6 protein-coding genes and 3 pseudogenes are annotated in these 6,234 nt (G+C 49.4%); 7 read left to right on the top strand and 2 right to left on the bottom strand.

Annotation, left to right across the window (positions count from 1 at the left end; all coding sequences use genetic code 11):
• Positions 1-194, top strand: a 194-nt coding sequence (locus tag NE609_RS12445; protein WP_256152684.1) for a peptide-methionine (R)-S-oxide reductase, incomplete at its 5' end; no start/stop codon positions are given.
• A 79-nt stretch (positions 195-273) separates the two neighbouring features.
• Here the strand turns inward: NE609_RS12445 and NE609_RS12440 are convergent.
• Together NE609_RS12440 and NE609_RS12435 are read right to left on the bottom strand one after the other, a co-directional pair.
• On the bottom strand, positions 274-492 hold the full coding sequence (locus NE609_RS12440; RefSeq protein WP_238054479.1) for a DUF6061 family protein: 219 nt from the start codon (positions 490-492) through the stop codon (positions 274-276).
• Between the two features lie 424 nt (positions 493-916).
• Positions 917-1,357 (bottom strand): annotated as a pseudogene (locus NE609_RS12435) (transcriptional regulator); the annotation flags it as partial.
• A 44-nt stretch (positions 1,358-1,401) separates the two neighbouring features.
• Between NE609_RS12435 and NE609_RS12430 the strand changes: the two are divergent.
• The 6 genes and pseudogenes from NE609_RS12430 (at position 1,402) to NE609_RS12400 (ending at position 6,126) form a co-directional block, all read left to right on the top strand.
• Positions 1,402-1,545, top strand: a complete 144-nt coding sequence (locus NE609_RS12430) for a LysR family transcriptional regulator (RefSeq protein ID WP_256152683.1) — start codon at positions 1,402-1,404, stop codon at positions 1,543-1,545.
• Positions 1,545-2,617 (top strand): annotated as a pseudogene (locus tag NE609_RS12425) (tyrosine-type recombinase/integrase). Before NE609_RS12430 ends, NE609_RS12425 begins: the two are co-directional and overlap by 1 nt.
• A 2-nt stretch (positions 2,618-2,619) precedes the next feature.
• Positions 2,620-2,955: a hypothetical protein gene (locus tag NE609_RS12420; RefSeq protein ID WP_256152682.1), complete on the top strand. Its 336-nt coding sequence runs from the start codon at positions 2,620-2,622 to the stop codon at positions 2,953-2,955.
• Positions 2,945-4,111: a helicase RepA family protein gene (locus tag NE609_RS12415; protein ID WP_256152681.1), complete on the top strand. Its 1,167-nt coding sequence runs from the start codon at positions 2,945-2,947 to the stop codon at positions 4,109-4,111. Before NE609_RS12420 ends, NE609_RS12415 begins: the two co-directional genes overlap by 11 nt.
• Positions 4,112-4,214: 103 nt before the next feature.
• Positions 4,215-4,469: a complexin-2 gene (locus NE609_RS12410; RefSeq protein ID WP_256152680.1), complete on the top strand. Its 255-nt coding sequence runs from the start codon at positions 4,215-4,217 to the stop codon at positions 4,467-4,469.
• Between the two features lie 395 nt (positions 4,470-4,864).
• Positions 4,865-6,126, top strand: a pseudogene (locus NE609_RS12400) (plasmid recombination protein).
• Positions 6,127-6,234 lie beyond the last annotated feature (108 nt).

Raw genomic sequence — 6,234 nt, 5'->3', positions numbered from 1 at the left:
TGAGCCACGGCATGCGCCGCACAGAGGTCAGAAGCCGTGCCGGAGATTCTCACCTCGGGCATGTGTTCACCGGCGATCCGGAATCCCCCAACGGCGTGCGCTACTGCATCAACAGCGCGTCTCTCCGCTTCGTCCCCTATGCGAAGATGGAGGCCGCGGGCTACGGATATCTCCTGTACCTGTTTGAGGAATGAGTTCGCAAAATACAATGATATAATAAGCAGCGTCCCAATCATTATGAACCGGGACGCTGTCGTTTATGCTCATGTCGGTTTATTCAAACAAGACGTTCAGCTTGCTGTTCAGAATCAGATCGGCATAGGCAAGCGGGTCCTTGTAGATCAGATAGTTCAGCTCTGACCGCTGGAAGCGGTTGTCGGCAACTTCGTTTTCAACGGCTGTGCAGTCAATGGAAATCCGGCTTCCATCGTCAAAAACCAGTTCTACGCTGGCTGTGTCGATGTTGAATTGACAGAAAATAAGTTTACTCATAGTCATATCTCCAAGATGTTTTTTGAGGTGAATCAGGCGGTCAATTCCGGGTGATTATTGGCAGGAATCATACCGAAACCCGCTGCAAATCATTCAAAATAAGTCGTTGCGAACGGTTAGTACGTATAAAAAAGCTGGCTACAAAACGGCTACAAAATTCGTAAGAAACCTATGTACAGCCCGAAATACGTGGATTATTTGGACAAAATGCGTATCGAGAGTGCATTTTATAACCCTAAATCAAAGCCCAAGACTTGAGTGGGAATGATTTCGGAGGTCTGAAAAAGCCCGTGAACACTGGACTTTTTGAGGATTATAGCCTTTCGTGGCAACGAAATGGCAACATTTTTTCATTATTAATAAAAAGAGAGCTAACTGATTTTGATTAAGTCAGTTAGCTCTCTTTTTTGCGTTCTAGTTGAAGTTAATCCTTACCCTCGTTGAATGCGTCAACCAGCAGGTCGCTCAGTCCTTGAGAGGGTGTCAACTTATGCCATTTCCCAGAGGTGTCAAACTCAGGATAGTGATACCGCCAACGGTCATATTCCTCCTGCGTAATCTCTCCCGCTTTCAACATAGCAGCGGCTTGACGCCAAGCGCACAGCATCTCGTGAAGCGTGGCAGCATCCTTGCCTTTGAATACATCTACACGGAGATGGACTTCTCCGTCACACTCACAGACTTTCACGCCGTATCTGTCCTCCAGAGTAAACAGGGTGTGCATCAAGCCGATATAGGAGTCGATGTCCAGCACAGCCAATGCCTGCGGAGATACATCAAGTACCTGAGCTAGAGAAGCGGTCAAGTCCGCTTTTGGGGTTCTTGTCCCTGTTTCATACTGAGCCAGACGAACATCGGCTGACTTCCGACACTAAATAAGTATTACTATGTAAAAAAGGAGGAGCGTCTATGGAGAACAACTTTATGAGAGTAGAAGATGTGGCAAAAGAGCTGGGTATCTCAAAGTCCTATGCCTACAAGATCGTGCAGAAACTCAATGCAGATTTACGGGCAAAGGGCTTTTTGACCATCTCAGGCCGGAGAGAATCGTAATGGCAGTTTACAAAGAGGACAAAACCAACACATGGCGGGTGCTTTACCGTTATGTCGATTGGACGGGTGAAAAGAAACAGACGCAGAAGCGTGGATTCAAAACCAAGCGCAAGCACAGGCGTGGGAGCGTGAGCAGTTCAACAAGGCGTCCACCGATCTGGATATGACCTTCAACAGCTTTGTCGAGCAGTACACGGCGGATATGAAGACCCGCATCAAGGAAAACACATGGGCAACCAAAGATCATATTATCCGCACAAAGCTCTCGCCCTATTTTGGAAAACTGAAAATGTGCAATATTACCGCGCAGCAGATTATTACTTGGCAAAATGAGCTGTTGAATCACAAGGATGAAAACGGAAAGGCCTATTCCCCGGTTTATCTCAAAACCGTTCACAATCAGCTTAGCGCCATCTTCAACCATGCGGTCAGGCATTACAACCTCAGAGAGAATCCATGTAAAAAGGCTGGCAGCATGGGCAAGAAGAAAAACCGCGAAATGCTGTTCTGGACGAAGGAAGAATACCTCAAGTTCGCCGATGCGATGATGGACAAGCCGTTATCATTCTACGTTTTCGAGATGCTCTACTGGTGCGGTATCCGCGAGGGGGAGCTGCTAGCGCTTACTCCGGCAGACTTTGACTTCAAAAAAGGTACGGTCACCATCAATAAATCCTATCAACGCCTCAACCGGCAGAATGTCATCACGACGCCCAAGACGGAAAAAAGCAATCGCACCATCAAAATGCCGCAGTTTCTCACGGGTGAAATTCAAGACTATCTGAAAATGCTCTACGATGTTGGAGAGAATGATCGGATGTTCACTGTCACCAAAAGTTATCTTCATCGGGAGATGGACAGGGGCGCAAAAGAGGCTGGCATCAAGCGCATTCGGATACACGACATCAGGCACAGCGCGGTTTCGCTATTGATTGATATGGGCTTTTCCGCAACTGCCATTGCTGACAGGGTAGGTCATGAAAGCATCGACATCACCTAAAACTACGCACACCTGTTTCCGTCCAAGCAGACGGAGATGGCAGAAAAGCTGACTATGGAAAGGGGCAATTGATTATGTCACTGAAAAATCGAGATGAACACAACCGCTGGAGAAACAAAACTGTGGCTTTCCGGGTATCGCCGGAGGAGGACGCGCAAATTGAAATTGCCGTGAAGCTCACAGGCTTGACCAAGCAGGATTATATCATTCGCCGCCTGTTATGTAAGGATGTGGTGGTACAGGGGAATCCGAGAGTATATAAGGCGCTGCGCAATCAGTTTGCTGCTGTGCTGGCTGAGCTGCGGCGTATAGAGGTCGGCGGCAGCATGGATGATGAATTGCTGGACACGATTCAAATGCTGGCAGAAATTATGGATGGGATGAAGGAGGACGGTGCCTATGATGATTGAAGCAAACGAAAAGACTGCCCTTGTACCATCTGTTGGCGCAGATGAAAGGCAGTCGATTCAAACAAATTCTGAAAACAGTATACCCACTTCTGAGCAGGAAATCAATGACCAGATTGAAAATTCCGAAGAAAGTCTGGAAGAAATGTATCGCCGGATGCAGCGTCTGAATGACCCGGCATATCTTCCGACCGTTACCATGCAGGAGCTTTATGAGAATGTTTACCAGAGCAGGCCGCCCATTATAGACGGTCTGCTCTACTCCGGCACCTACCTCTTTGCGGGAGCGCCGAAGGTGGGCAAGTCGTTTTTTATGGCGCAGCTTGCTTATCATATCAGCACCGGGGAAAAGCTCTGGGATTATGAAGTGCATCAGGGAACAGTTCTCTATCTGGCTTTGGAGGATGACTACCAGCGATTGCAGGAGCGAATGTTTCGTATGTTCGGCGTGGAGGGAACAGACAAGCTCCACTTTGCCGTGTACGCAAAGCAGCTCGGCAATGGTTTGGATGAACAGTTGGAGCGATTTGTGAAAGAGCATCCCGATACGAAACTTATCATCATTGACACGCTGCAAAAAGTCCGGGAGCTGGGCGGCGAGGCATACAGTTATGCGGATGACTACCAGATTGTCGGTAAGTTCAAACAGTTTGCCGACAGGAAAGGCGTGTGTATGTTGGTGGTGCATCACACAAGAAAGACGCCGGCCGGGGACAAGTTCGAGATGATCTCCGGAATAACTGGGTTACTGGGCTGCGCTGATGGTGCCTTTGTTCTCCAGAAAGAAAAGCGTACTGACAGCGCCGCCATTCTGGATGTTGTGGGGCGCGACCAACCCGACCAGAGAATTCATCTTGTAAGGGATGAAGAAAGGCTGATATGGTGTTTCGATCATGCAGACCGGGAGCTTTGGATAGAACCGCCGGATTCAATGTTAGTGGCAATCGAAAAACTGCTCACCCTTGAAAGCCCAATGTGGCAAGGCAGCGCAACGGAATTGATTGCGGCGCTGGGCATGGATATCCTGCCCAATGCTCTGACGAAGAAGCTCAATGTCAAGGCAAGCAAGCTCTGGAATGATTTCCACATTCAATACAAAAACGAGCACACACGCAGCGGCAGCAGAATTATTCTGACGCTCGCCAAAGCTGCCGTGTGACGATGGTGACGGTTGTGACGATGAAATAAAAGGTGGTGGGTGGTCTTAAAACCATCGTCACTATCGTCACAACCGTCACGAGATGGAAAGGAAAAGAAGCGATATGAAAAATGTGCAGATACCCTATGAGCTGTTCGTAGATTTAGTGTTGTACCACTTGAGAGGCGAAGATGATTTTGACGATGACATCCGGCAGGGCTTGGAGCAAAAGCTGGACGCCATGTTGAACAGGCAGCTCTACTCTCAGTACAAGACCGCCCCCACCGATGAGCAGTGGGAGCAGGCAAGGCAGGAATATCTTGACCGCCGTGGTGTGCCGCAGAGCTATCGATGGACTACTCCTCCTTGGGAGCTATGACAGGAGCGTGCCGCGCTCCTGTTGCTGGCAGACAAGAAAAATAATTGACTGTCAGCAGCCCTACGCCGTATCCGTCTCCGTGGAAAAATCCGCAGATTTTGAAACGGAAAGGCAGAGGGATTTTCAAAAATTTCTCTGCCTGTGGGCGGCAAATATGAGCAGAAATGTGCTGCGAATAGATTGCTGTCCACATAGGATTTTGAGGCTGTGGGTACCACCCGCAAGCCGAAAAAGACGGAGAGGCTTCCGGCAGAAGCCGCATGCCCCCTCGGAGAGCCCACGATACTTTGCAGCCGAAGGATGAAAGTATCATAGTGGGTTATTACACTTCCGCAGAAGTGCCTCGTCGGAGCTTACCGTGTCTATACAAACTATGAAAATGGAGGAAACTGCCTATGGCAAGAGGCGATGGTGTTTACCGTACCAGCGCAAGAAACGCAAGGATGACCGCCGAAAAAGTTGGTAACGCACAGCGGCATAACGAACGAGAAAAAGAATCATATACCAATCAAGATATTGTCCCGGAGCGCACAGAAACAAATGTGCATTTCAAAACGCCAACCGCTGGCTACGCGGAGATGTTTGACCAGATGGTGGCGGACGGAACGATCTCTACCCGTGGTCTGAAAGCCGATGCAGAAAAGTTCGGAGAGCTGATCTTCGATGTAAACTCTGCCTACTTCTACAATCCGGCGGATACGGCTTCGCAAAACAATTTTACGCCGATGCCTACAAAAGCGCAATCAAAATCGTGGGCGGCGAGCAATATATTTTGTCGGCGGTCATACACGCCGATGAACGCAACCGGGCAATGTCCGAATCGCTGGGCGAGGATGTCTACCACTATCATCTTCATGTGGTCTATATCCCTGTGGTGAAGAAAGATGTTCTCTGGACAAAGCGGTGCAAAGACCCGGCGCTGGTCGGTACGGTCAAGGAGCGCATCACGCAGGTCAGCATGAGCAAGAAATGGAATTCTAAGCCTGCCTTTGATGAAAACGGCGCGCCGATGCTGACGAAGAACGGTAAAGCGGTTCTCAAAAAATCCTACTCGGTGTTGCAGGACGATTTCTTCCAAGATATGCGCTCCGCCGGGTATGACGATGTGGAGCGTGGAGAGCGTGGCAGCTCCGAAGAACATCTGACGGTCACGCAGTTTAAGGTAGAACGGGAGCAGGAACGGCTTGCCGATATTTCTGAACAGACAGCGCAGAAAGCGCAGGAGGCCGCCGCGCTGGACAAGCGGATTGAGAAAATTCAGAAGCAGCAGATCGCTGTGCAGTCGGTAGACAAGATCGAGGCAAAGCCGGTGCCACTGTCCTCTAAGGTCATGCTGGAACGCGCTGAGTATGAGAGCCTCGCAGCGGCGGCAAAAAAATATATCACGCAGGATAGGAAAGAATCTAAACTGCAAAAGGCGCTGGATGCAGCCTATAAGCTGATTGCGGAATTGAAGGCGCAGGTCGCTGCGCTGACAAAGGAGCTGTTTGAATACAAGTCAATACACAACAGGCTCAATATGGCAGGACTGCAACAGGAAAACGAATCTCTCCGTGGCAAAGTACACAGCTATGAAACGGTCATTGAACGCAACAACCTATGGAGCTTCTTTGACAGGCATAGGGCGAAAACGCATACAAGGGACGATGCCAGGTAAGCCCGTGTAGAGCCGCGAAAAACGGCATTCTTCCGATGGGAGCAGTCCAAATGAACACTGCATCGTTTGGGCGCTCCCTACGCAGATATAATCATGAATGGAGAGCCA

The organism is Anaerotruncus sp. DFI.9.16, from assembly GCF_024461615.1.
Classification (GTDB): Bacteria; Bacillota; Clostridia; order Oscillospirales; family Ruminococcaceae; genus Anaerotruncus; species Anaerotruncus massiliensis.
The sequence above is the reverse complement of the archived record's forward strand: the minus strand, read 5'-3'. Positions and strand labels throughout refer to the sequence as shown.

What these genes read in the sequence shown, in the direction of transcription:
- NE609_RS12415 (WP_256152681.1), top strand. Translation starts at nt 2,945, where the DNA reads ATGATGATTGAAGCAAACGAAAAGACTGCCCTTGTACCATCTGTTGGC.
- NE609_RS12410 (WP_256152680.1), top strand. Translation starts at nt 4,215, where the DNA reads ATGAAAAATGTGCAGATACCCTATGAGCTGTTCGTAGATTTAGTGTTG.
- NE609_RS12430 (WP_256152683.1), top strand. Translation starts at nt 1,402, where the DNA reads ATGGAGAACAACTTTATGAGAGTAGAAGATGTGGCAAAAGAGCTGGGT.
- NE609_RS12440 (WP_238054479.1), bottom strand. Translation starts at nt 492, where the DNA reads ATGAGTAAACTTATTTTCTGTCAATTCAACATCGACACAGCCAGCGTA.
- NE609_RS12420 (WP_256152682.1), top strand. Translation starts at nt 2,620, where the DNA reads ATGTCACTGAAAAATCGAGATGAACACAACCGCTGGAGAAACAAAACT.